Source organism: Dietzia sp. CQ4, assembly GCF_014145125.1.
Taxonomy (GTDB): domain Bacteria; phylum Actinomycetota; class Actinomycetes; order Mycobacteriales; family Mycobacteriaceae; genus Dietzia; species Dietzia natronolimnaea.
In genome coordinates, this window is sequence record NZ_JAALDZ010000430.1 from 1 (window position 1) to 1,968 (window position 1,968).

Here is a 1,968-nt window from a genome sequence, read left to right on the forward strand (position 1 = left end):
CCCGGTGGAGCCCACGAGCATCGTCGGGGTGATCCCGAGGTTCGCCCCGTCCGCCACCAGTGCCCGGCCCTCGTCCGTCGACAGCGCGGCTCCCATCGCCTCGGCGTCCGCGAAGAACAACTGGGCCATCAGGTGGAACTCGGGTGCGGAGCCGTCCGGGCCGGGCAGGAAGCGTGTGACCTTGGCGTCGTCGAGGCCCGGAACCGCGCGGGCGAGGGGGATGTGGGTCCCGTCGTAGTACTCGTCGAACTTCTCGACGTCGTCGGGGGTTCCGTAGAGGACGGTGAGGGTGATCAAGGGGGTCCTTTCGAGGGGCGCTCCATCCGGTCGTCCGGAGGGTCGCGCACCGGGGATGATGCCGCAGTCGGTCGGGTGGGGAGACGGATTCGCCGGTTGTGGTCGGAGTCCGGATCGGTCGGACCGGCTCCCGATGTGCCAGCATGGTCCCCAGAGTCCCGTGGACGGGTCTCCCGGACGAGGGGCGCCGTACCCGGAGCGCGACAAGACGGCCCGCCGGAGGCTGTCATGGCGTGGTTCGTACTCGTTCTGTCCGGGATCCTCGAGGCGGTGTGGGCCACCGCGTTGGGCAGATCCGAGGGCTTCACCCGGCTCGTCCCGTCCGTGGTGTTCGGGGTCGCCCTGGTCGTGAGCATGGCCGGGTTGGCCTACGCGATGAGAGGCCTCCCGGTGGGAACCGCCTACGCCGTGTGGGTCGGCATCGGCGCCTCCCTCACCGTGCTGTACGCCATGGCCACCGGCGCGGAACCGGTCTCGCCGGCCAAGGTGGTCTTCCTCCTGGTGATCATCGGCGGGGTGGTCGGACTCAAGACCGCTGCGTGACCGCCTCGTCACCGCGCCGCCGGGGTCTACGGTGAGGTGATGAGATCGCGTGCGGCCGGACCACTGGTCGGCCTGGGACTCGTCTACGGGGCCGGGGCCGGACTGATCATCGGGCTCGCGGTCGCCGGCCCGACCGGCCTGGCCCCGGGCCTGGTCATCGGCGCCGGCCTCGGTGCGGTCGCCGGGAACGTGGCGGAACTCGGGCGTACGGTGGTCCGGAGGCAGGCCCACCGACCCGAGACCCCTCGTGGTCTGCACCGTCATCGACGTCTCCCGAGAGGACCGGTCCACCCATGACCTCCATCACCACAGTCGACCGCGGACCGCGCGTCGTCGCCCGGCGCGTCACCGTCAACGCCCCCGCCGACGAGTTGTTCGCGCTGGTCAACGACCCCGCGAAGCACGGCCTCGTCGACGGATCGGGGACGGTCCGCGACAACGTCAAGGGCCCGTCCGCCCTGTCCGAGGGCGCGAAGTTCACCACGAGGATGCGGATGTACGGCGTCCCGTACCGCATCACCTCCACCGTGACCGAGCATGTCGACACCCCGGAGCTCAAGGTCGTCGAGTGGGCCCACCCCGCCGGGCACCGCTGGCGCTGGGAGTTCACCCCGACCGCCGACGGGCGGACCGAGGTCACCGAGAGCTTCGACAACCGTCAGTCGAAGATCGGGCGGGTCATGGAGCGCGTCGGGATGGCGGAGAAGAACGCCGGCGGGATCACCGAGACGCTCTCGCGCCTGGCCGCGAGGTACGAGTCGAACCGCTGACGATCCGGCCGCGCGCCGCGGGCCAGGCGCGGTCTAGGCGCGCGTGAGGAGCAGCGGAGCCGCGGCGATCCGGGACCACGGGCCACCGACGAAGGTCAACCCCAGGAGCCGGCGGTCGTCCAGCGCACGGAACTCGTCGCGGACCCAGCGCCACGGCACGGGCCCGTCCGAGCCGTACGAGCAGACGATCGTCGGCCGGCCGTCCGACCAGGACGACTCCACCGTGACCCGCATCGGCAGGGCCTCGCGCAGAGCTCCGCGGCCGTCGTCGAGCAGGTTGACCGCGGTGCCGTCGGCGGCGATGCGTTTGCCGCGCCACCCGGGCATCCCGCCCAGGGCGATGGCCCGGGGCGCGACC

5 protein-coding genes and 1 riboswitch are annotated in these 1,968 nt (G+C 72.0%); of the genes, 3 read left to right on the forward strand and 2 right to left on the reverse strand.

Annotation, left to right across the window (positions count from 1 at the left end; all coding sequences use genetic code 11):
* Positions 1 to 297: EthD family reductase (locus G6031_RS18320; protein WP_179523246.1), on the reverse strand; the 297-nt coding region annotated here is incomplete at its 3' end.
* Positions 298 to 447: 150 nt separating this feature from the next.
* A riboswitch (guanidine-III (ykkC-III) riboswitch) is annotated at positions 448 to 515 on the forward strand.
* Between the two features lie 10 nt (positions 516 to 525).
* Here G6031_RS18320 and G6031_RS18325 point away from each other — a divergent pair.
* From G6031_RS18325 to G6031_RS18335, 3 genes are read left to right on the forward strand one after another with little or no spacing between them, the layout of a single operon-like run.
* On the forward strand, positions 526 to 840 hold the full coding sequence (locus G6031_RS18325; RefSeq protein WP_179523245.1) for an SMR family transporter: 315 nt from the start codon (positions 526 to 528) through the stop codon (positions 838 to 840).
* Between the two features lie 39 nt (positions 841 to 879).
* Positions 880 to 1,137, forward strand: a complete 258-nt coding sequence (locus tag G6031_RS18330; RefSeq protein ID WP_182611046.1) for a hypothetical protein — start codon at positions 880 to 882, stop codon at positions 1,135 to 1,137.
* Positions 1,134 to 1,610, forward strand: coding sequence for an SRPBCC family protein (locus tag G6031_RS18335; protein WP_182654056.1), 477 nt, complete (start codon positions 1,134 to 1,136; stop codon positions 1,608 to 1,610). The genes G6031_RS18330 and G6031_RS18335 overlap by 4 nt, the downstream gene beginning before the upstream one ends.
* A 33-nt stretch (positions 1,611 to 1,643) precedes the next feature.
* Here G6031_RS18335 and G6031_RS18340 read toward each other — a convergent pair.
* Positions 1,644 to 1,968, reverse strand: a 325-nt coding sequence (locus G6031_RS18340; protein ID WP_182654057.1) for a hypothetical protein, incomplete at its 5' end; no start/stop codon positions are given.